At 70.8% G+C, this 20,741-nt stretch carries 20 protein-coding genes; 12 read left to right on the forward strand and 8 right to left on the reverse strand.

Features of this window, described 5'->3' with window-relative positions; genetic code table 11:
• Positions 1-68: 68 nt before the first annotated feature.
• Positions 69-959 (forward strand): hypothetical protein, encoded by an 891-nt coding sequence (locus HS104_42115; GenBank protein MBE7486557.1) that lies wholly within the window; start codon positions 69-71, stop codon positions 957-959.
• A gap of 80 nt (positions 960-1,039) precedes the next feature.
• Here the strand turns inward: HS104_42115 and HS104_42120 are convergent, their stop codons facing one another.
• Together HS104_42120 and HS104_42125 are read right to left on the reverse strand one after the other, a co-directional pair.
• Positions 1,040-2,632, reverse strand: a complete 1,593-nt coding sequence (locus HS104_42120; GenBank protein MBE7486558.1) for a protein kinase — start codon at positions 2,630-2,632, stop codon at positions 1,040-1,042.
• Positions 2,633-2,644: 12 nt separating this feature from the next.
• Entirely contained in the window at positions 2,645-2,836 is a 192-nt protein-coding gene (locus HS104_42125) for a hypothetical protein (protein ID MBE7486559.1), read from the reverse strand.
• Positions 2,837-2,921: 85 nt separating this feature from the next.
• Here HS104_42125 and HS104_42130 point away from each other — a divergent pair, with 85 nt between their 5' ends.
• Entirely contained in the window at positions 2,922-3,374 is a 453-nt protein-coding gene (locus HS104_42130; GenBank protein MBE7486560.1) for a hypothetical protein, read from the forward strand.
• On the opposite strand, the gene HS104_42135 is transcribed toward HS104_42130, so the two are convergent.
• Entirely contained in the window at positions 3,368-4,474 is a 1,107-nt protein-coding gene (locus HS104_42135) for an FAD-binding oxidoreductase (GenBank protein MBE7486561.1), read from the reverse strand. The two genes, HS104_42130 and HS104_42135, sit on opposite strands and share 7 nt — an antisense overlap.
• Positions 4,475-4,556: 82 nt before the next feature.
• Between HS104_42135 and HS104_42140 the strand changes: the two genes are divergently transcribed.
• On the forward strand, positions 4,557-5,663 hold the full coding sequence (locus HS104_42140; GenBank protein MBE7486562.1) for a COX15/CtaA family protein: 1,107 nt from the start codon (positions 4,557-4,559) through the stop codon (positions 5,661-5,663).
• A gap of 394 nt (positions 5,664-6,057) precedes the next feature.
• Here the strand turns inward: HS104_42140 and HS104_42145 are convergent, their stop codons facing one another.
• Positions 6,058-8,334: a radical SAM protein gene (locus HS104_42145; protein MBE7486563.1), complete on the reverse strand. Its 2,277-nt coding sequence runs from the start codon at positions 8,332-8,334 to the stop codon at positions 6,058-6,060.
• 85 nt (positions 8,335-8,419) lie between these two features.
• On the opposite strand from HS104_42145, the gene HS104_42150 reads away from it, so the two are divergent.
• Positions 8,420-9,055 carry a hypothetical protein gene (locus HS104_42150; GenBank protein MBE7486564.1) on the forward strand — a complete coding sequence of 212 codons (636 nt, stop codon included), beginning with the start codon at positions 8,420-8,422 and terminating at the stop codon, positions 9,053-9,055.
• Between the two features lie 4 nt (positions 9,056-9,059).
• Here HS104_42150 and HS104_42155 read toward each other — a convergent pair whose 3' ends face one another.
• The 4 genes from HS104_42155 to HS104_42170 form a co-directional block, all read right to left on the reverse strand.
• A complete protein-coding gene (locus tag HS104_42155) occupies positions 9,060-10,043 on the reverse strand; it encodes a sigma-54-dependent Fis family transcriptional regulator (GenBank protein MBE7486565.1) in 984 nt (327 codons plus the stop codon).
• Positions 10,044-10,312: 269 nt separating this feature from the next.
• Positions 10,313-10,813, reverse strand: a complete 501-nt coding sequence (locus HS104_42160) for a universal stress protein (protein MBE7486566.1) — start codon at positions 10,811-10,813, stop codon at positions 10,313-10,315.
• Positions 10,810-10,977: a hypothetical protein gene (locus tag HS104_42165; GenBank protein MBE7486567.1), complete on the reverse strand. Its 168-nt coding sequence runs from the start codon at positions 10,975-10,977 to the stop codon at positions 10,810-10,812. Before HS104_42165 ends, HS104_42160 begins: the two co-directional genes overlap by 4 nt.
• Positions 10,974-11,390 carry a hypothetical protein gene (locus tag HS104_42170; GenBank protein MBE7486568.1) on the reverse strand — a complete coding sequence of 139 codons (417 nt, stop codon included), beginning with the start codon at positions 11,388-11,390 and terminating at the stop codon, positions 10,974-10,976. The genes HS104_42165 and HS104_42170 overlap by 4 nt, the downstream gene beginning before the upstream one ends.
• Positions 11,391-11,640: 250 nt before the next feature.
• Between HS104_42170 and HS104_42175 the strand changes: the two genes are divergently transcribed.
• From HS104_42175 to HS104_42210, 8 genes are all read left to right on the forward strand, one after another.
• On the forward strand, positions 11,641-12,291 hold the full coding sequence (locus HS104_42175; GenBank protein MBE7486569.1) for a PTS sugar transporter subunit IIA: 651 nt from the start codon (positions 11,641-11,643) through the stop codon (positions 12,289-12,291).
• A gap of 1 nt (position 12,292) precedes the next feature.
• Entirely contained in the window at positions 12,293-14,284 is a 1,992-nt protein-coding gene (locus HS104_42180; protein MBE7486570.1) for a hydrogenase, read from the forward strand.
• 3 nt (positions 14,285-14,287) lie between these two features.
• Entirely contained in the window at positions 14,288-15,208 is a 921-nt protein-coding gene (locus tag HS104_42185) for an NADH-quinone oxidoreductase subunit H (GenBank protein MBE7486571.1), read from the forward strand.
• A gap of 1 nt (position 15,209) precedes the next feature.
• On the forward strand, positions 15,210-15,851 hold the full coding sequence (locus HS104_42190) for a hydrogenase (protein ID MBE7486572.1): 642 nt from the start codon (positions 15,210-15,212) through the stop codon (positions 15,849-15,851).
• Positions 15,852-15,854: 3 nt separating this feature from the next.
• Positions 15,855-17,285: a hydrogenase gene (locus HS104_42195; GenBank protein ID MBE7486573.1), complete on the forward strand. Its 1,431-nt coding sequence runs from the start codon at positions 15,855-15,857 to the stop codon at positions 17,283-17,285.
• Entirely contained in the window at positions 17,282-18,784 is a 1,503-nt protein-coding gene (locus HS104_42200; protein ID MBE7486574.1) for an NADH-quinone oxidoreductase subunit C, read from the forward strand. Before HS104_42195 ends, HS104_42200 begins: the two co-directional genes overlap by 4 nt.
• Positions 18,785-18,803: 19 nt before the next feature.
• Positions 18,804-19,568 carry a 4Fe-4S binding protein gene (locus tag HS104_42205; protein ID MBE7486575.1) on the forward strand — a complete coding sequence of 255 codons (765 nt, stop codon included), beginning with the start codon at positions 18,804-18,806 and terminating at the stop codon, positions 19,566-19,568.
• A 133-nt stretch (positions 19,569-19,701) separates the two neighbouring features.
• Complete coding sequence (locus HS104_42210) at positions 19,702-20,730, forward strand: collagen-like protein (GenBank protein ID MBE7486576.1); 1,029 nt, start codon at positions 19,702-19,704, stop codon at positions 20,728-20,730.
• Positions 20,731-20,741 lie beyond the last annotated feature (11 nt).

Here is a 20,741-nt window from a genome sequence, read left to right on the forward strand (position 1 = left end):
GGTGCTCGCGCCGGCACAAGCCCCTTGCCGAGCGCGCCAGTGGCGTGTCCAATCGCCGCAGGGGAAGCATGCTGCAGAGATTGACCGCGATCGGCCTTCTGGGAGCCGTGCTGGGGGTGGCGTGTGGGAGCTCGAGCTCCGATGACCCTGGCTCTGGCGGCAGCGGCGGCACCGGTGGGTCGGCCCAGAGCTTCGGCGCGAGTGATTGCGGCCAGTGCGTCGCCTCGAGCTGCGCCTTGGAGCGCAGTGCATGCGGCGCCGAACCGGCTTGTGCCAGCGTTCTGGGCTGCATCGAGGCCTGTCCCGCGGAGGCAGGGGGCGGACCGATTGCGTCGTGCGAGACCGGCTGCAGCTCGCCCGCGGACGGACCGGCGAAGGCGGCCTTCGACGCGTACTCGACGTGTCGAGCCGCGGCGCCCTGCGCGGCCTGCGGTGCCGTTCAAGACGGCGGAGGAGGAGCCTCCGGCGCGTCGAAGGTCCTCGACCAGGAGTGCGGTCCGTCAACCAAGACGCACAAGTGTCTCAAATGCCTCGATGAGCAGTGCTGCAAGACCGAAGCGGCGTGCAACCAGAGTGCGGAGTGCAAGGCCGCCTATCAGTGCTGGAAGGACTGTCCGGACACCGCCTGCTTGGAGGCGTGCTTCGCGCAGCACCCGGACGGAGTGCAGCTCTTCCTCGAGCAGAACGCCTGCCCGCTCGCGCTGTGCGCGACGCCCGAGAGTTGCCTCGCGGATCCGGGGCCCGAGCTCATCTGCGACAACCAATACTGCCGCGAGCTCCGCGTCGCCTGCTTCGTCATCCTCGACTGCTACCTGATGTTCAACTGCCGCGCGGGGTGCGTGGCGCTCCCGCTGGCGGAGCAGCCCACGTGCCTGACCAAGTGCGAGGAAGGTCGCAGTCAGGAAGCGCTGGACGCCTACGATGCCTGGGGGCTGTGCTCGGAGGCCAAGTGCCCGTGAACGCTGGTCAGTGAACCGCCCACGGCACCCGACTTCGCGCAGCGCGCAGCGTTGGACCCACCCAGCTTCACACGCGCGCCTCAGAAGATGACCGTGAACGGGAGGTCGTGCGTGTCCTTGCCGCCGTACGCGCTGGTCTTCACGCCGTACATGATGCCGATGGCGCAGGTCGCGCGGGAGTTGCCGAGGTCCTTGGGCGCGACGATCACCCTCTTCGCGAAGCCGTTCGGCTGAATGGTCACCGTGCCCCCGATCGCCGCGGGGCCCGGGTGGCTCTTGCAGGCCGTGCCCGCCCACGTCGCCTTGGTCTGCACGGCGCTCTGCGCGGCGGCCGCGTTGTACGGGGGAAGCTCGGGCTCCGCCGCCGAGGCCGAGGGCACGGGCTTCGCGGCTCCGGCATCGGGAACGGGCGCGGTCGTCGCGCTGTGCGGACGAGGGGTCTTGGCGACGGGCGCGGTCGCGCTCGGCGCGGGCTCGGCCGCGACCTCGGACGCGCTCGGCGGGAGCGGCGCCGCGGGCGGCGAGGTGCTGTTCGACGCCAGCGGCAGCTCGTCGCCGTCGCGGAAATAGAGGTAAGCGGCGACTGCGGCGATGGCGCCGAACACCGCGAGGAGGCCGGCCATCGACAGCAAGACGAGGCCCAGCGCGCCCGGCTTCTTGGGCCGGGTCGGCAGCGCCGCCACGGTGGTGGGCACGGCGGTGGCGCTGACCGGCGACGACGCGACGCTCGGAGCGCTGGGAGCGGGCGGCGGCGCGAAGCTCGGCAAGGCGGCCGCGCCGAGCACCTCGCCGAGGAGCGCGCTCGCGGCCTCGGCGGCGCTCGGGAAGCGCGCTGCTGGGTCCCGCGCGACCGCCCGCGCGAACCAGGCGTCGAAGCCGGGCGGCAACGTCACCGGCACGCCCAGCTCCCGCGCGCGCGTCGAGGCCGGCTCGAGCGGCTCGAACAGGACCTCGCGCATCAACTGCGGAACGGAGGCGCCGCCAGCGTTGCCGGCGCGCCAGTAGATCTTGCCGGTGGCGAGCCAGAACGCCAGGAGCCCCAGCGCCCAGACGTCGCTCGCCGGCGACACCTGGCTCCGGAGCTCCGTCTGCTCCGGCGCCATCCACATCGGCGTGCCCATGGCAGCCGTGGACGAGGTCTCCGCGCCCGCCGAGACGCGCGCGATCCCGAAGTCGAGCACCTTGACCATCATCGGGTGGGAGGTGCTCTGCGTGGTCGCCAGGAACACGTTCTCGGGCTTGATGTCGCGGTGCACGATGCCCCGACCGTGCGCTGCCGCGAGCGCGTGGCACACCGGGCGCAAGATCTCGACGAGCTCGTGGGGCGGGAGCGCCCCGCGCCGCGCGACCCATTGGGCGAGGTTCTCGCCGGCGAGCAGCTCCATGGCGAGCCAGGGAACGCCAAGCACGGGATCGACGCCGGCACCCACGACTTGAACGACGTGGTCGCTCGGCACCATCGCCCCCACGCGGGCTTCGCGGCTGAAGCGCTCGCGCATGGCCGGATCCGCGACGAACGAGGGGTGCATGATCTTGAGCGCGCGCTCGCTGCCGGTGCTGAGCTGGCGCGCGACGTAGACGGCCCCCATGCCGCCCGCGCTGAGCAGGCGCTCCACCTGGAAGTCGCCACCGACGATGGTGCCGGGCGGGAGCTCCTTCAGCAGCGGATCCACCACCGCAGCATATCAGGGCAGGGGCAAGCCCACGCGCACGAGCGAGGTGGCCATCGCGACCCGCGCGATCAGCGGCTCTCCGGGAACATCCAGGAGGAGCACCAGGTTGCCGCGGTCCGCGACGACCACGGGCTCGGCTGGCACGCCGAGCTCCGCTGCGAGCGCGCGAACCTCAGCGATGGCGGCGTCGGCGGACGGGGTCACGGGCCGAGGTGACAGCCAGAGTCGGGTCGAGTCAACGGAAGCCGATTCTGCCTCGCGCGCCCCGAAGCGGTGCTACGGTCGCCGAATGGCAAAGCCCGTGAAGAAGCGGCGCGCGACCGCGGAGGCAGAGGCGTCGTTGGCGGCAGACCCACGCCTGCAGCCCGGGAGCGCCCGAGGTTGGTCATCGGCGCAGGTGCTCGGTGTCTTGTGCGTCGGGCTCGCCGTCGGCGGCTTCGGCGGCTACACCGCGCGCGGCAGCGGCAAGACCGCGCAGAGCGCGGCGGCGCCGGCCGAGACGGTGGAGGGACCGCGCGTCGATCCTTCCGCGCCATCCGCGGCCGCGCCGCCTCCCGCCGCGGGCGCCGACAAGTTCGGCAGGCCGCCGGGCGACGAGCATTTCGGTCACGACCACCCGCCGGGCGAGGGCGCGCCGGGCGCCGCACCGGCACCGGCACCCGCACCGGCACCGGGCCCCGACGGCAAAGACTCGTTCGGTCGCGAACCGGGCAACGAGCACTTCGGTCACAACCATCAGTGAGCGGCGTCGGCGCTCGCCGACATCCGGCCCGGAGCGAGCGCTGCGATCAGCGGGTCGTCGCCGCCGAGCACGCACTTCGCCAAGAGCGCGCCCGCCGCGACGCCGGCGGTGAGCCCGTGGCCGCCCAGGCCCGCCAGCCAGAACAGACCGGCGACGCGCGGATCCGCGCCGACCACGCTGGCCTTGTCGGGGGCGAAGGTGCGCAGGCACGCCCAATGGCGGCGCACTCGCGAGCCGGCGAGGGACGGCGCCATCTTGCCGAGCTTCTCCCAGAGCAGCTCGAGCGCGGCGGGGTCGGCGGCGGGCTCCTCCGCGTGCCAAGGCACCGCGTCGCCGGGGCTCGCGAGCAGCGTGCCCGACTCGGGGCGGAAATACGCGCCGAGCTCGGCGTCCCAGACCGTGGGCGCGCTCGGCGGCGGCATCACGTCGGGCTCGAGCAGCACCAGGTGCCGGCGCACCGGCGTCAGCGGCAGCGGCGCGCCGCAGGTCGCGCCGACCCCGCTGGCCCAGGCGCCGCCGGCGATGACCACGACGTCGGCGCCGAACTTGCGCCCGTTGCTCTCGACTCCGGTGACGCGGCCCGCGCTGCTCGACACGCGCGTCGCGTCGTGCCCGAGCTCGATGCGTCCGCCATGCCTGCGGATCTCTCGAGCGAGCGCAGTGGCGATGCCATGATTGTCGAGCACGCCGCCGCCAGGCACCCACAGCGCCGCAGTCGCGTGACCGCCCATGACCGCCGGCGCGCGCCGGACGAGCTCGTCGCGATCGAGCCACTCGTGCTCGATGCCCACGCTGGTCGAGATCTCGCTCAGCGGCACCAGCGCTTCACGTGCGCGCGAGCTGAGCAGGAGCCCGTCTTGCCTCAGCCACTCTCGCCGCGCACCGCACAGCTCGTCGAAGAGCGCCGCGCTCCGGACCCCGAGCTCGGCGACCGCCCGCGGGCTCTCGACCGCGCGATAGATGGCCGCGTTCTTCCCCGAGCTGTGCGCGAAGAGCTGCGCCTCGCGCTCGAGCAGCAAGAGCTCGCGCGCGCCTGCTCGAACCAGACCCCACGCTGCTGCGAGGCCGGCAATTCCACCACCGATGACGACGACCGACATGAGAGGCAACGAGGGCGGCTTGACGCCCGTGAAATCCGCGGCAAAGCATACGCGCCCGCCGCCGGCTGGGCGACCTCATCTCATGAGCAACGAGCCCGCCCGAGCCCTGCCCCGAGCCCGACGCGCCGTCGTCGTCTGGCTCTGGCTGTGCGTGCTGTCGCTGCTGGTCATGATCGTGCTCGGCGGAGTCGTGCGCCTCACGGGCTCCGGGCTCTCGATCACGGTCTGGGAGCCCATCGTCGGCACCCTGCCGCCACTCAGTCACGCGGACTGGGAGCGCGTCTTTGCGCTCTACCGGCAGAGCCCGGAGTTCCGCCACGTGAACCCGACCATGGACCTCGCGGCGTTCCAGCGCATCTTCTGGCCGGAGTACCTGCACCGGCTCCTGGGTCGGAGCATCGGCGTGCTGGTGGCCGTGCCGTGCGTCTACTTCCTGGTCAAGGGCTACCTGGGCCGCCAGCTGGTGCGGCGGCTGGTGCTGCTCTTCGCCCTCGGCGGGCTTCAGGGGCTCATCGGTTGGTTGATGGTGGCGAGCGGGCTGGTGGACGCTCCGCACGTCAGCCACTACCGGCTCACCCTGCACCTCGGCATGGGCTTTCTGCTCTTCGGGTACGCCGCCTGGCTCGCCATCGAGCAGACGCTCGGCGGCTTCGTGGTCACGAACGGCTGGCCCAGGCTGCGACGCTCGCTCCTCGGGTTCACCGCCCTGGCCGCGCTCACCGCGCTCTCCGGTGGGCTGGTGGCGGGGCTCAAGGCCGGGCACGCCTTCCCCACCTTCCCGCTCATGGCCGGCGCCTGGGTCCCCGCCGGCCTCCTGGCGATGATGCCCGTGTGGCGGAACGGCTTCGATAACGTGATCACGGTGATGTTCCAGCACCGAGTGCTCGGGATCGCGGTGCTCGTGTTCGCGCTCGGGCTGGCGCTCGCGGCGCGCAAGAGCGGGGTGCCACGCCACGCCCGCGTCGCCTTCGATCTGATCGTGGCAGCCGTGCTCGTGCAGGTGACGCTCGGCATCGCCACCCTGCTGATGTTCGTCCCGGTCTCCGTCGCGGCCGCGCACCAGGGGAACGCCGCCTTGGTGCTCGGGGCTGCGCTCTACGCCAACTACGCCCTCCGCCGCTGGCCGGAGCACGTCGAGCTCCCGGCGGACGTGCGGATCTCGCCAAGCGCGGTGCCGCTCGCCACCTGAGGGCTCGCGGCCCCAGGAACAACGGCTCGCGCCCCCAACCCCTCAGCGCTGGCGGAGCTTGCGAGCGATCATGCCCAGCGGCTCTTCGACGAGCACTCGGCGTGCTGGCTGGCGCTCGTCCGGTTCGCGCAGGGCGATGTATCCGCGACGAGGCTCCACCCGGCTCGGTCCGGGCTGGACCGGTTGCCAAGCGGTTCCCGAATGCGAGCGCTGGCGCTTGGGTCGAGTCACTGGGGGCCTCCTTCGCGTCTCCGGTTGGCGGTTGCAACGCGCGTGCCCGAGCGTCGATTCCACGCCACCGCCGCAAATGCGCTGGCGCGCCGACAACCGACTCCGCGACCGATAGCCGAGTGACGGCAACTCGCGTTCGGATCGTGGCGCCGCTGCCACACCCTCAAGGGGCAACGGGACGGACCAAGTCCTGGGGCTGAAGCAGCCACTGGGGCTCCGGCACGTCCGCGAGCCGGTAGAACCCGCCGCAGAACACCTTTCGGGTGCATGTCCCACATCCCCGTTCGTACCTGCGTTGGGTGCGGAGGTAGTCGAACAGGTTCACCTCGTCGTCGCGCACCAGCACCGTGTGGTGTTGGAGCATGGCGAGGTCGGCGGTCAGGTACTGCTCGTAACCGGGCAAGAAGCACCACGGCAGGTTGAGCACTCGCAGCTTCATCCGGTCGTGCCACGCGTCGATGACCCGCATCACGATCTCCGCGGCTTGTCGCGTGTCCGGCGCCACCGTCTCGGTGGCCCGACCGAACGGAGTCAAGAACTGGACGTCGAGCCTGCGCAGGCCGAGCTCGTGGACCAGCGCGGCGAGCTCGCCCAGGTGGCGGTGGTTCGAGAGCGTGAGGGTCACGGCGGCGCCGAGCTCGAGCCCGGCGGGCGCTGCCGCCATCACGTTCTTCACTCCGCGGAGCGTCTGGTCGAAGGCCTCCGGCACGCCGACGTTGGCGGCGTGCACGTGCCGGCTCGGGCCGTGCAGGCTGAACAGGATGCTCGTCGCGCCGCTGTGCGCGAGCTTCTCGGCGTACTCCGGGTAGTACGCCCTGCGGCCGTTGGTGGTGACGTGGACCTTCTCGTAGCCGATGCCGCGGGCGTAGTGGATCAGCGGGAAGAGCTGGTCGTAGACGGTGGGCTCACCGCCGTCGAGGTCGAGCAGCGTCGCGCCGCGGCGCCGGTGGTCGTCGAGCTGCTGTCGCTGGCGTTCGAAGTTTCCGTCCACCTGCGCGCCCGTTCCCAGCGCGCAGAACGTGCAGTGGTTGTTGCACTTGTAGGTGACGTTCAGGATCACCTTCTTGGGCCCCGACATCGCAGACAGGCGCAGGTCGAAGGTCTGTTTGAACTGCTCGAGCTCGAGCGGCGAGGCCGCGTCGTTGGTCGCGCTGGCCCGCTTCTGGAAGTACGGTCCGAAGTCCGAGACCAGCGGCAGCTGCCGGACGGCGCGCGCGAGCCGCGTCCCCGGCAGCGGCGTCGCGAACTGCACGCTGGGCCAGGCGCCGAAGCGCTCGTGCAGGTCGAGGGCGAAATCCAGGGTCTGGTTGATCTCCTCCCGCGTCTCGCCGGGGAGCCCGATCATGAAGTGCACGAGCAGCGGAACGCCGGCCGCGCCCACCTGCTCCGCGACCCGAGTGATCTGGCCGAGGTCCAGATCTTTGTCCACGATCTCGCTGACCACGCGCTGTGCGCCGCTCTCCGCGCTCACGCTGAGCGTGGTGACGCGGCCGCGCAGCGCCTCGATCTGCCGCTCCGTCAGGTGGTCGGCGCGCAGGCCGTTGGGGATCTCCAGGCCGAGGTCTCGCTCCCGAACCAGCTCGAGCAGCGTGTCGAAGTGGCGCTCGTTCGCGTTGCAGAGCTCGTCGAGCACGTGGACTCGCCGAGCGCCGAGCGCGACCAGCTGATCGAGGTGGCGCGCGAGCGCCGCGGCCGACAAACGCCGCTGGCGCTTCGGAGCCCCCGGCGCCGTGCCAGGGTTCGACGAGCAGTGGATGCAGCGGTAGGGACAGCCGCGGGAGGTCACCAGCGGCAGCGAGAGCCCGTCGATGGGAAACGCCCAGCTCGGCCGGCCCAGCTCGGCCATCACCCGCGCGTGCAAGCGGAAGCGCGCGCCGACGTCGATGGCGTGCCAGGCCGGCAGCGGCAGGGCGTCGAGGTCGGCGGGCTCCGGACAGTCCACTACCTCGGGCACCTCGGGTCGCCGAAGGGCGAGGCGCGCCACTTGCTCTGCCAGCACGGCTTCGGCCTCGTAGCGAAGCAGCACGCTGACCTCTGGGTAGGCTGCGAGGATCTGCGCGGGGTCCGCGCCGACGTAGTGCTGCCCGCTCTGGTAGAGGTCGGCGAGCACGACAGGGCTCGCTGGGCATGCCGCGACGATGCGCTCGAGCGTCGCCCCGAGGAACGGCTCCCGCGCCGGCGGGCGATGGAACGGCGTGAAGGCCACCACGAACACGTCTGCCGCGGGGGTCTCCGGGGCGCTTCCGATGGCGAACCAGGAACCGTCCGCCGCCCCTGCGCCGGCGTCGGGGGTCCCGAGCGCGTCGCACAGGCTCACTTGGTGCCCCGCCTGTTCCAGGACCGCCGTCGCCGAGAGCGCCCCGAGATCGGCGAAGTACGGGTAGTCGACGAAGTCGCGCGAGATCCTGAGCGGCGGGAAAACGACGGCGACCCTGGCCATGACCCCCGAAGCGTAGCTTGGTTCGACCGGGGCCGAGCGAGAAGCCCTTGACCTCGAGCCGGAAGGCGGCAGATACCGGGGGCCGATGAGACGCGCGCCGGCCGCCCTGAGCTTGCTCGTGGTGCTCGCGTCGACCCGCGTCGCGGCGGCGGTCGAGAACGAGTGGGAGGGCGACTACGGCCAGAAGTCGGAGCGCCGCAGCGACTTCACGGCAGGCCTGTCGCTCGGGCCGTTCGCGGCCACCGCCTACGGCTACCCGAACGAAGCGGGCAAGATCGACGACGACCGCTACGTGGCCGACACCGGCGTTGGGCTCGGCACCAGCCAGACGTTGTGGATCGGTGGCGCGCTGCGCGACTGGTTCACCTTCGCCATCGGTTACTGGGGCGTGGCCTATTCCGCCAACGACCTGGACGCCGAGGGCTTCGGCATCCTGTTCCGCGTCGAGACCTTCCCGCTCTGGGCGCAGGGCGGGCCCTGGCGCGACGCCGGCCTCTACGCCGACTTCGGCATCGGAGGCATGACGCTGAAGCAAGGCGACGACGAGCGCGCCGACGGAGGCGCCCTCAGCATCATCGGCCTGGGTGCGTTCTGGGAGCCCGTGCGCTTCGGCATCTTCTCGTTCGGCCCGAACCTCGAGGTCACGCACGCCTACAGCCGCACGCTGCACCTGAGCGGCGCCACGCTGGGCGCGCGGCTGGTGCTGTACACGCGCCCCTGAGCGCTCAGCCGGCTGAGCGCGCAGCGCGGGCGGCGAAGCGCTGCATCGTACGCAGGCTCACCGACAAGCGCTGCGCCGCGCGTGAGCGGTTCCCGCCTTCGAGGCTCAAGGCAGCAGCCAGGATGGCGTCCACGGACTCCTGGAGCGGCCGGTCCAGGCGCACCTCCAGCGCGCCCGACTGCCGCCCGGCGGCGGTCGCCGACGTCGGCAGCGAGCTCAGGCGGAGCGCATGGGAGAGCCGCATCGCCTCGGGCAAGTCCTGGACGCGCACGCGCTTGGCCTCTCGCATCACACACACGAGCTCCACCGCGTTGCGAAGCTCGCGGACGTTGCCCGGCCAGGCGTGCTCCCGGAACGCCGCCAAGGCGGCCCGCGTGAGCCGGGGCGGGCGCGTACCATGTCGCGCCGACATCTCGGCGACGAACTGTTGGACCAGCGGATCGATGTCCGCCTGACGTTCGCGCAGCGGCGGCACCGCCAGCGTGATGCCCTGGATGCGGTAGAAGAGGTCCGCGCGAAAGCGCCCCTCCCGGACCTCTGTTTCGAGCGGGCGCAGCGTCGCGGTGACGAGGCGGACGTCCACGGCGATCTTCGTGGAGCTGCCCACACGCATGAACTTGCGGCTCTCGAGGAAACGCAGGAGCTTGGCCTGGACCCCGAGCGGGGTCTCCCCCACCTCGTCCAGGAACAACGTGCCGCCGGACGCGGCTTCGATCTTGCCGCGCGTGCGCTCGGTCGCCCCGGTGAACGCACCCTTCTCGTGACCGAACAGCTCGCTCTCGAACAAGGTCTCGGGGATGGCGGCACAGTTGATGGGGATGAACGGGCCGGCGCGGCGATGGGACAGCTCGTGCACGCGGCGAGCGAGCACCTCCTTCCCCGTCCCGCTCTCGCCGGTCAGGCTCACGGTGACGTCCTTGTCGGCCACGGTGCGGATGGCCCGATCGAGCCGCCGCATGGCGCCGGAGCGCATGACCGGCTCGAACACTACGTCAGGTTGTCGTAGTTTCCGGGGCAAGCACCACCAACTACGCCAGACTGGTCATTCCAGCAAACCGACCTGAGGGTCGGGCCAAGCCGTGTATCCGTGCCGTTGGCGGCGCAACCGGGGCGCCCGTGCTCCGCGCCGCCCGCCGCCCGGAGCGAACGCGTTGGAACGGATCCTGCTGGTGTGGTGCCGCTCGGGGCCGATTCGGCCCAACGCCGGTTCGTTCTCCAGCCTCCTCGCGTGACGCGGGTCGGGTGGTCCCGGGTAGGTCAGCGACTCCCCTTGATCAGTGCGGCCATGTGCTCCCTCACCTCGGGCGGCTTCGCCACGACGACGTCGCATGCTGCGTACCGCGCGACCCGCTCCGCGACGGACCCCAGCACCGCGTGCCCGAGACCCGTACGGCCGTGCGTGCCGACTACGATTGTGTCCGCCCCGACCTCGAGCGCGTAGCGAACTATCTCCTGATGAGGCTTACCTTGGCGGATCGCGACCCGTATGTCCGCTCGCACTTGGCGTTTCGTGGTCTGGTGGACCACCGCGATTTCCTCCTCGATCTGCGCCTTGATTCGCGCCTTGCGCTCGTCCCAGCGGTCGAGGATCGCCTGCGTACTCTCGATGCGTTCCACCCTCTCCACCACGTAGAGCAGGTGCAGCGGCGCACCGCTTCGCAGACTGGCGATCTCCAGCGCGACGTCCAGTGCAACGCGCGAAGCGTCGGACAGATCCGTCGCGCAGACGAGCGTCGCTCGACCGGTAGTGTGCGTCATGTTGGTTCCTCCCGGAGGTTCGTGTCGAGTGCCGTGACCTCGCTCGCGATGACGACCGCGGCCGCCAGGTCGAGCGCGATGCGAAGTCCGGGGTGCTTCAGCTCGAGCTGCGCGAGGACGTCGGCGGTGGATGCGACGACACGTTCAGGATTGGGCTGGGTCATTCCGTGCTTTCGCCCTCCGTCGAGGGTGGGTCGAGGCGTGCGCGAATGGCGTCGAGGATGGTCCACCCCCAGGCGGGTCGCGGAATCACGAGCAGGGCGACCCCTGCGGACAGCTCGAGCGCGTTGAACCGCTTCGGGTCCTTGGTCACGAACACCACGAGCAAATCTGCTCGTCCCGCGGCCAGAGCTCCGACGTGTCGAACCACGCTCTCGAACTCGAAGTCGTCCGGAAAGATCACGACCGCGGCGGCTCGGGGCGGCGTGGTCGCGGCGAGCTTCTCCAGCGCCCGGGTCGTGGCGGTCTCCACGCCAGCCCGGCGCAGGTACGCCTCGAGACCATCCACGGTCTCGGCATTGCCGGACACGACGTTCACGAAGGTGGCGGCCGGACCGCGGGGCCGCTGTGCGCGCATGCCGGCGCGCTTTGCAACGCGGATGCCACGCGGCGCCGACGCCGAAGTGAGAGAACGCGAGCTGGATTGGGGACTGCTTCTGACGAATGTGCCACTCTGGCATAGCAATCTTCTATGGAGCTTGGCCGAGTCAGCCAGGTCGGCGTATCCAATCCGCCGAGAACGGCTCACTGCTTGCGGGTACCGCTCGGCGGCGAAGGCAGGTAAACAGCCGGATTCGCGGGCACGACTCTTGCGATGCGCAGGTGACGTGCGACTCACCCTCCCCGAGGCGGCCGAGCTGCTCGGCACCGGCGAAGCCCAGGTCGAAGACCTGGTCGTCAACAGCGCGTTGCCCGCGTTCAAGATGCACGACCGGCTGTGGGTCAACCGGTCGGAGCTCTTGGAGTGGGCGGCGTCTCGCGGCGTGCGCTTCTCGCGGCGCGTGTACTCGCACGGCGCGTCGAACCTGTCCGCCGCGCTTTCGCGGGGCGGGAGCCACGAGCTCGTCGCAGCGTCGCTCGACACCGCGCTCGCCGAGCTCGTCCAGCGCTTGGCGCTCCCGCCCGACGTCGATCGAGCCGAGCTCCTCGACGTGCTCCAGGTCCGCGACCCGTGCTCGCCGACGGTCGTCGCCCCAGGGGTTCTGATCCCACACGCGCGCATGCCCATCGTGCTCGACGTCGAGGAGCCGCTGCTCGGCCTGGGCTACCTGCGAGAACCGCTGCGGATCGGCTCGGACAGCGTCGGAGCCGTCTTCCTGCTGGTGACGCCGACCGTGCGCGCCCACCTGCACCTGCTCGCTCGACTGGCGCGCGTGCTCCACGATCCGAGCCTGTGCGGCGCCATCGAGCGGCGAGAGAGCCTCGAGCTCTTGCTTCAGCTCGTCGTGGAGGCCGACGAGCCCGTCTCGGTGCGCTGAGATGCCGGCTCCGGTTCATCTAGCCGCGGGCGCCATCGTCCTGTCCGCGACGAGCGGGCTGCCCGTGCTCCTCGACCGCGAGCGGGGCACCCGCGCGGCGCCGGTGCTGGGGGTCGCGGCCGCGGTCTTCGGCCTCACGGCAGCGGTCTGGGCGCTTGCCAGCGGCGAGAGCCGACTGGTCCTGGAGTGGAGCCTGCCCTTCGGCAGGCTCGGGCTCGGCGTGGACGCCCTGGCAGCGGCATTCCTCCTGCCGCTGTTCTTCGTGGCCGCGCTGGTCTGGATCTACTCCCACGCCTACTTCGACGGGCCGGAGCAGCGCGAGCAGCGCGTCACCGTGTTCCCGCTCCTGGGCGTGTGCGTCGCGTCCATTGCCGGCGTCTTCGTGGCCACCGACGGCATCTGCTTCCTGATCGCCTGGGAGGTGATGGCGCTCTCGGCGATGTTCCTGGTTCTGACCGATCACCGCGCGGAAGGCACGCGCGAAGCCGGGTTCATCTACCTGATGGCGACGCACGCGGGCACGCTGTGTCTGTTCGGTGCCTTCATCCTGCTCGGCGCGCTGACCGGCGGGAGCGAGCTGTCCGGCGCGCCGACCGGCGCGGCCTCGACGCCGCTCGGAACTGCCGTCTTCGTGCTCTCGCTCTTGGGGTTCGGGATCAAGTCGGGCCTGATGCCGGGTCACGTCTGGCTGCCCGCAGCGCACGCAGCGGCGCCCACGCCGGTCTCGGCGCTGATGAGCGGCGTGCTGATCAAGACGGGGATCTACGGCCTGGTGCGTCTCACCAGCCTGTTCCCCGATCCGCCGCTGTGGTGGGGTGCCAGCATCCTCACTCTCGGGCTCTTGTCCGCGATCGGCGGCGTCGCTTACGCGCTGGGGCAGCACGACATCAAGCGGCTGCTCGCCTACCACAGCGTGGAGAACATCGGCATCATCGCGATGGGGCTGGGCGTGGCGCTGGTGGGGCGAAGCATGGCCCAGCCCGCCTGGGTGGCGCTCGGGATGGCCGCGGCGCTCTTCCACGTGCTGAACCACGCGGTCTTCAAGTCCCTGCTGTTCTTCGGGGCCGGCTCGGTGATCCGCGCCACGCACAGCCGCGAGCTGGAGAAGATGGGCGGGCTCCTCCGCGCAATGCCCTGGACCGGGGCGGCCTTCCTGGTGGGCGCGGTGGCCATCTCCGGGCTGCCGCCGTTGAACGGCTTCGTCAGCGAGTGGCTGCTCTACCTGGCGCTGTTCGACACGCTGGGCGCGCCGGGCGAGAGCGCGGCGTGGCTTTGGGGAGCGCTCTCCGCGCCCGGCTTGGCGCTGGTCGGCGCCCTCGCACTGGCCTGCTTCGTCAAGGCGTTCGGCGGGGTGTTCCTGGGGACGCCCAGGACCGAGGCGGCCGCGCGGGCCCACGAGTCCCCGCGGGCGATGCTCGTCCCGATGCTGATCGGAGCGGCGACCTGCGTCGGCCTCGGCATCGCGCCCCAGGCCGTCGTGCCGCTCCTCGATCGAGCCGTTGCGGTCGCGAGCCGCGGGGTCGCCCCGAACCTCGGTGATCGCGCGGCGTTCGGCAGCCTCACGGTCTTCGGGCTCGGTTTGGTCGCGCTCTCTCTGCTCCTCGTCGCGCTGGTGCGCCGCCGTGCTCGCAGCGTGCGCCGCGAGCTGACCTGGGACTGTGGCTACGCCAAGCCGGCGGCCAGCATGCAGTACACCTCGTCGTCGTTCGCGGAGTGGTTGATGCGCCTGCTCGGGTGGGGACTCCGGCCCGCGCGTCACTCCCCGGGCTTGGCGCTGGACCCCCAACGAGCCCCGCGGTTGGAGCAGCTGTTCCCCGGGGAGGCTCGCTTCTCGAGCCACGTCGCCGACCTGGTCCTGGAACGCGGGATCGCACCCGGCCTGGCTTGGCTGGTACGCACGGCCAGCCGAGCGCGCTGGCTTCAGCAAGGCCGAGTCCAGAGCTATCTGCTCTACATCTTCGTCGCGCTCGTCGTCCTGCTCTCTCGGGTGTGACCGATGCAGCGAGCGCTCGACATCATCCTGCATCTGAGCCTGCTGCTCGTGCTGCCTCCGCTGCTCTTGGGCGTCGTGAATCGAACCAAGGCCCTGTGGTCGGGGCGTCGCGGACAACCCCTGCTCCAGCTCTACTACGACCTGGCGAAGCTCAGCCGGAAGGGTCTGGTGCTGGGCTCGGTGACCACGCCGGTGTTCTGGCTCGGCCCCATCCTGAGCGTGGCGACCGTGGTCCTGGCGGCGCTGCTCCTCCCCTTCGGACAGCACGCGCCGGTCGTGTCGTTCTCCGGCGATCTGATCTTGTTCTGCTACCTGCTCGCGCTCGCGCGCTTCTTCGTGGCCGCGGCGGCGCTCGACACCGGCTCGGCCTTCGAGGGCATGGGCGCGGCGCGGGAGGTCACGCTGGCGAGCCTGGCCGAGCCGGCGCTGTTCTTCGGCCTGCTGGTCCTGGCCAAGACCAGCGGCGGGCGCTCGCTCCAGGCGCTCCTCTCCGACCCCTGGGCGGGCATCGACGTGAGGGGCACGAGCGCGGCCCTGGTGCTGATCGCGGCCAGCTGGCTGGTCGTGCTCCTGGCCGAGACGTGCCGGGTGCCCTTCGACGACCCGAACACCCACCTCGAGCTCACGATGATCCACGAGGTCATGGTGCTCGACCACAGCGGCCCGCTCTTCTGCCTGGTTCAGTACGGCGCGGCGCTGAAGCTGTTCGTGCTGTCGGCGCTGCTCACGCGGCTGGTGGCGCCCGTCACCGTGCACCACGCGCTCGGCGACTGGGCGCTGTTCGCCGTCGTCGTGCTGGCGTTCGGCGTGGTGGTGGGGACCATCGAGTCCGTCGCGGCTCGGCTGCGGCTGGTGCGCGTCCCGCAGCTCCTGGTCTCGGCCTGCCTGCTCTCGGCCTTCGGCTTGATCTTGGTGGCGAGGTGAGATGAACCCCAGCGTCGATGTCATCCTGACGGCGGTCGTGCTGCTCAACTTCGTGGTGCTCGGCACCACGCGCATCCACATCGCCATCCGGGCGTCGGCGGCGCAGGGCCTGGTGCTCAGCCTGTTGCCCGTGCTCTCCGGGCACGGCGAGGGCTGGCGCATGGTCAGCCTGGCGCTCGGCGCCGCGGCCCTGAAGGGCGTCTTGATTCCGTGGCTCCTGCTCAAGGCGCTGCGCGACGTCGCGATCCGGCGCGAGGTCGAGCCTTATGTGAGCTTCGTCACGTCGCTGGTCTTGTGCGCGGTCGGAACCGCGGCCGCGCTCTTGTTCGCCGGCCGGCTGCCCCTGGCCCCGGAGCACCAGGGCACGCTGATCGTGCCGACGGCGCTCGCCACGCTCTGGGCCGGGTTCCTCGGCGTCTCGACGCGGAGGAAAGCCGTGACCCAGGTGGTCGGTTACCTGGTGCTCGAGAACGGCATCTTCGTCTTCGGTCAGCTCTTGATCGGCGCGATGCCGTTCCTGGTGGAGGCCGGAGCGCTGCTCGATCTGTTGGCGGCGGTCTTCGTCATGGGCATCGTCGTCAACCACATCCAACGCGAGTTCTCCTCCGTCGACATCGCGAGCCTGTCTCGGCTGAAGGAGTGACGGATGGCCCTGGCGATCCTCGCAGTCCCCTTGCTCGGCGCGCTCTCGGCCTTGCTGCTCAGGAAGCAGAGCCGCGTTCGGGCGCTGCTCCTTCCAACCACGGCCCTCACGCACCTGGTGCTCACACTGCTGGCCATCTTCAGACCGGACCAGGTCGCGATCTCCGGCTGGCTGGCGCTGGACGCGCCGGGTCGCTTCTTCCTGCTCGTCACCAGCGTGATCTTCGTGCTCGGCACCGCGTATTCGGTGACCTATCTGGGGCTCCATCCCGAGCGCGACAACCGCGTGTTCTGCGTGACGACGCTGATCATGCTGGCGGCGCTGTCGGCCGTGGCGATGGCCGCGCACCTGGGGCTGCTCTGGGTCGCCATCGAGGCGTCCACCCTCGCGGCGGCGCCGCTGGTTTATTTCAACAAGAACCCCGCCTCGATCGAGGCGACCTGGAAGTACCTGATGGTCGGCTCGGTGGGCATCGCCCTGGCGCTGCTCGGCTCGCTCTTCCTGGGATACGCCGCGCTCGCCGGCACCGGCCAGACCTCGCTGGACCTAGGGCGTTTGGCCGATGAGGCGCCGCGCTTCTCGCGCCCCTGGCTGCGCGCCGCGTTCGTGGTGTTGCTGGTGGGCTACGGCACGAAGATGGGGCTCGCCCCGATGCACACCTGGAAGCCCGACGCCTACGGCGAGGCGCCGGGGGCGGTGGGGGCGTTGTTGGCCGGTGCGATGACGAACGCCGCGTTCCTGGCGCTCCTGCGCGTGTATCGCATCGTGGACGCCGGCGGAGAGGGCGAGTTCGCCCGACAGCTCCTGGTCACCATGGGCCTCGTGTCCATGGGATGGGCCGCGGTGTTCCTGGTTCGTCAGCCGGACTTCAAGCGCATGCTCGGCTACTCCAGCGTCGAGCACATGGGCATCCTGGTCCTGGGCGTCGGCATCGGCGGCGCCGGCACCAGCGCGGCGTTGCTCCACAGCGCGAACAACGGGCTGGCGAAGGTGGTGATGTTCCTGGCGGCGGCGAACATCCACCGCGCGTTCGGCTCCAAGCGCGTCGAAGATCTGCCCGGGGCCATCCGGCACCTGCCGGTGAGCGCCGTGCTGTTCGTCTTGGGTTTCCTGGCCGCCACCGGCGCACCGCCCTTCGGTCCGTTCGTGAGCCTGTTCGGCGTGGCCCGTGCCAGCCTCGGTGGCGGCCGCTGGTTCGTGGGCAGCGCGTTCCTGCTCCTGCTCGCGGCCGTGTTCGCGGGCATGGCGGCCACCGTGCTCGACGTCGCCTACCGCGCGAGCTCGGAGCGCACGCCGCGCTTCCGCGATCGAGCCGGGACCACCTTGGCCCCTGCGCTGGCGCTGGGGCTGCTCGTCGTGCTCGGGGTGGCGCTGCCGCGGCCGTTCTCGGAGCTGATCGGAGCCGCGTCGCGCGCGCTCACGGGTGCGGGATGAGCGCGAAGCGAGCCAGGAATGCCGCCTCGGTGGCGCTCGCGGAGATCCCTCGAGTGCCGTTCCAGGAGCTGGCGGCCGAGCTGACGGCCTCCGGGGCCAGGCTCGCGAGCCTCTTCGGAGCGCAGACGGGCGAAGGACTGGAGCTCTACGCCGTGATCGCTCACGACGACGACGCCGAGCTCGGGCTGGTCCGCGCGCCGCTCCCGGACAGGTACCCCGCGCTCACGTTGGCCTGCCCCGAGGCGCACTGGTTCGAGCGCGAGCTCGCAGAGCAGTGGGGCGTCGTGCCGGTCGGGCACCCGTTCCTCAAGCCGATCCGCTTCCATCGCTCGTTCCGTCCGGGTCACGACGCTTGGGGACGCGATCCCGCCGAACCCATCGTGCCCGGCGACGCCGACTTCTACCGAGTGGCGGGCGACGAGGTGCATGAGGTCGCGGTCGGGCCCGTGCACGCGGGCGTGATCGAGCCAGGGCACTTCCGCCTCCAGTGCCACGGAGAGCAGGTGCTGCACCTCGAGATCTCCCTCGGCTACCAGCACCGCGGCGTGGAGCGCGCCGCCCTGGGCGGCCCCCACCGCCTGACGCTGGCCCAGATGGAGACAATCGCCGGCGACACGACCGTCGGTCACACGACGGCCTACTGCCAGGCGCTGGAGGCGCTGGCGCGCGTCGCCGTACCACCGCGCGCCCAGGTCGTGCGTGCCATCGGGCTCGAGCTCGAGCGCTTGGCCAATCACACCGGCGATCTGGGAGCGCTGGCCGGGGACGTGGCCTACCAGCCCACGGCGGCGTTCTGCGGGCGGCTCCGCGGCGACTTCCTGAACATGACCGCGCTCATCGCGGGCAGCCGCTTCGGCCGCGGTCTGATCCGCCCCGGTGGAGTGGGGTTCGATCTGGACGACGAGCTGGTGAGCGAGCTCCGCCGCCGCCTCGACGCCGCGGAGCGGGACGTGCGCGGCGCCGCCGAGCTCCTGTTCGCGTCCGCCGGCACGCAGGCCCGCTTCGAGGAGACCGGCGTCGTCGGCAAGGCCACCATGCGGTCGATCGGCGCGGTGGGCGTCGCAGCGCGGGCCTCGGGCCTGCCGCGGGACGTGCGCCACGACCACCCGAGCGGCGCGTATCGCTTCTTCCAGCTGCCCGTCGCGACCGCCGAGCGCGGCGACGTCTACTCGCGGGCGTTCGTGCGCTGGCTCGAGATGGAGGACTCCATCGACTTCGTCCGCGACCGCCTCGACGATCTGCCGCGGGCCCGACCGTCGGCCCCGGTGACGGAGCTCACCCCGAGCTCGCTGGTGGTGTCGCTGGTCGAAGGCTGGCGCGGCGAGCTCTGCCACGTCGCGCTCACCGACGAGCGCGGTCGCCTCGCTCGCTACAAGATCACCGACCCCTCGTTCCACAACTGGTTCGCGCTCGCGCTGGCGCTGCGCGATCAGGAGATCTCGGACTTCCCCCTGTGCAACAAGAGCTTCAACCTCTCCTACGCGGGGCATGATCTATGAGCCAGGAGGAACGCTAGTCGTGCTCAAGGCGCTGCTCGCCCGTGCTCGTCAGGGGCACCGGACCCTGAAGTACCCGGCTGGTCCGCCCGTGGAGCAGCCGGCGCGCTTCCGCGGCCTGCCGGTGCTCGACCAGACGAAGTGCCCCGAAGGCTGCGAGGCGTGCATCGACTCTTGCCCGACGGTCGCCATCGCGCGAGGCGAAGAGCTCACGCTGGATCTCGGTCGCTGCCTGCTCTGCACGGAGTGTACGCGGGCGTGCCCGACCGGGGCCATCGAGCTGACCAAGGACGCGCGCCTTGCGGTGCGACGGCGCGAGCACCTCCGGCTCCGCTCGGGCGCCGAGCTCGAGCGAGCGCACGCGCTCGAGGGGGAGCTCATGCAGCTCTTCGGCCGCTCGCTCAAGCTCCGCCAGGTCAGCGCGGGCGGCTGCAATGCCTGTGAGGCCGACTGCAACGTGCTCGGCACCGTCGTCTGGGACATGGGCCGCTTCGGCATCCAGTTCGTCGCCTCGCCGCGCCACGCCGACGGCCTGCTCATCACCGGTCCGGTCACCGAGAACATGCGCCTGGCGCTCCAGAAGACCTACGCCGCGCTCCCGGATCCGAAGCTGGTCATCGCCGTGGGCGCCTGCGCCATCAGCGGCGGCCCGTTCCTGGAGAGCGACGCGCAGCACGGCGGCGCGGACGGCACGGTGCCCGTGGACCTTTACGTGCCGGGCTGCCCGCCGCACCCGCTCACCATCTTGGACGGGCTCCTGCGCCTGCTCGGTCGCGTCCAGAGCTGAGCATTTCGCGCAACTGTCGCGTCCTGAAGCGACCTCAGCGCCGGATGTGCGCTTTCTATGCGCGAGTTGAGGCCTCGAGCAGGGAACGGCCATTGCATGGCCATCGACCCGGGTGGGAGAAGGAGTGGATGACATGAAGACATATTCGAGCACGCTTGCGCTTTGCCTCGTCGGCGCGGCCTTCCTGGGTTGCAGCGGTGAAGACGGCGCCGCCGGGGCAAAAGGAGCACAGGGAGATCCGGGCGCGCAGGGCAACCCTGGAGCGAAAGGCGACCCCGGGGATCCGGGCGATCCGGGTGCCCAGGGCGATCCGGGCGCCAAGGGCGATCCCGGGGATCCAGGCGCCACGGGCGATGCCGGCCAGGATTGGCCGGGACCCGCGCCCGCGGCCTACACAGCCGCAGACGGGATCAAGGGCGGAGCGGCCTTCTCCGAGTGGTTCGGCACGAACGGCGCCGGCAAGGGCACCCTCGCCCAGTACAGCCTCACCGTCGGTTCCGAGTTCGTGCGCTGCAAGTCCTGTCACGGTTGGGACGGCCTCGGGAACGCAGGCTCGTACGCGAACCGAACCGGTCTCAGCACCGGCACGGCGACCCGCCCCGACGTCTCCGACGTGAACCTGCGCGTCACCGTGGCCACGAACACCTATCAAGAGCTGTACGACCTGATCGAGGCCAGCTGGGGTCGCCCCATGAACCTGGGCAGCGACAATCGTCACCCGGACTTCTCCACGTTCCTCGACGCGGGGCAGATCTGGAACATCGTGAAATTCATGCGTGAAGAGTGGGTGGAGCCGAACGCGCTCTACGACTTGCAGGTCTCTGGCCCGCCGATGCACTACGAAATGGTGGCTGGCGTGTGGACCCTGATGAAGCCGACCCTCACCTTCAGCAACATCGGCAAGGACGGCGACGCGGTCGCCGGCAAGACCCTGTACGGCACGAAGTGCCAGAACTGCCACGGCGCCACCGGCGCGACCGTGACGCTGGAGAGCGGCACGATGACGTTGGGACAGTTCGTGCGCGCCAAGCCTCACGAGGCGTGGTTCAAGATCAAGTTCGGCCAGGGCACCGCCATGGCTCCCGGCGACGTCAAGGCGACGTCTGACCTCAAGAACTTGTACAAGGCCCTGGCCAACACGACGGACTTCCCCGACAAGTGAAGACCGGCGGA

This window comes from Polyangiaceae bacterium (assembly GCA_015075635.1).
GTDB lineage: Bacteria > Myxococcota_A > Polyangia > Polyangiales > Polyangiaceae > JADJKB01.

Coding starts and splice junctions, on each gene's coding strand:
- HS104_42115 (MBE7486557.1), top strand. CDS start 69: ATGCTGCAGAGATTGACCGCGATCGGCCTTCTGGGAGCCGTGCTGGGG.
- HS104_42130 (MBE7486560.1), top strand. CDS start 2,922: ATGGCAAAGCCCGTGAAGAAGCGGCGCGCGACCGCGGAGGCAGAGGCG.
- HS104_42135 (MBE7486561.1), bottom strand. CDS start 4,474: ATGTCGGTCGTCGTCATCGGTGGTGGAATTGCCGGCCTCGCAGCAGCG.
- HS104_42140 (MBE7486562.1), top strand. CDS start 4,557: ATGAGCAACGAGCCCGCCCGAGCCCTGCCCCGAGCCCGACGCGCCGTC.
- HS104_42145 (MBE7486563.1), bottom strand. CDS start 8,334: ATGGCCAGGGTCGCCGTCGTTTTCCCGCCGCTCAGGATCTCGCGCGAC.
- HS104_42150 (MBE7486564.1), top strand. CDS start 8,420: ATGAGACGCGCGCCGGCCGCCCTGAGCTTGCTCGTGGTGCTCGCGTCG.
- HS104_42160 (MBE7486566.1), bottom strand. CDS start 10,813: ATGACGCACACTACCGGTCGAGCGACGCTCGTCTGCGCGACGGATCTG.
- HS104_42165 (MBE7486567.1), bottom strand. CDS start 10,977: ATGACCCAGCCCAATCCTGAACGTGTCGTCGCATCCACCGCCGACGTC.
- HS104_42170 (MBE7486568.1), bottom strand. CDS start 11,390: ATGCGCGCACAGCGGCCCCGCGGTCCGGCCGCCACCTTCGTGAACGTC.
- HS104_42180 (MBE7486570.1), top strand. CDS start 12,293: ATGCCGGCTCCGGTTCATCTAGCCGCGGGCGCCATCGTCCTGTCCGCG.
- HS104_42185 (MBE7486571.1), top strand. CDS start 14,288: ATGCAGCGAGCGCTCGACATCATCCTGCATCTGAGCCTGCTGCTCGTG.
- HS104_42190 (MBE7486572.1), top strand. CDS start 15,210: ATGAACCCCAGCGTCGATGTCATCCTGACGGCGGTCGTGCTGCTCAAC.
- HS104_42195 (MBE7486573.1), top strand. CDS start 15,855: ATGGCCCTGGCGATCCTCGCAGTCCCCTTGCTCGGCGCGCTCTCGGCC.
- HS104_42200 (MBE7486574.1), top strand. CDS start 17,282: ATGAGCGCGAAGCGAGCCAGGAATGCCGCCTCGGTGGCGCTCGCGGAG.
- HS104_42210 (MBE7486576.1), top strand. CDS start 19,702: ATGAAGACATATTCGAGCACGCTTGCGCTTTGCCTCGTCGGCGCGGCC.